1 pseudogene is annotated in these 266 nt (G+C 39.5%); it reads left to right on the top strand.

The annotated features are described in order from the left end of the window. A pseudogene (locus AC2Q9J_RS18050) lies at nucleotides 1-266 on the top strand (fatty acid degradation protein FadX); the annotation flags it as partial.

Below are 266 nucleotides of genomic sequence, written 5' to 3'. Positions count from 1 at the left end.
AAACACAATATGATCCTGCACTCTCTGGCCATTATCAAATCGCTAAGATGCGAGAACCATATATATCTTTAGGTACCCGTAAAGTAATATTGAGGCGCGCAGCTCAATTTCTACTCGAGGGAGACGTAATCAGTATTGGTTTTGGCATAAATAATGAATTATCTAATGTGTTAAGCGAAGAACAAGTGAATCATCTAGTACAACCGAATATTGACACAGGGGTTTTCGGTGGCTTAATCAGTAGTGGATCACGATTTGGCATGAAC

It is taken from the genome of Planococcus sp. RAB007_Raresut (assembly GCF_057369535.1).
This window is presented reverse-complemented; position numbering and strand designations above follow the sequence as displayed.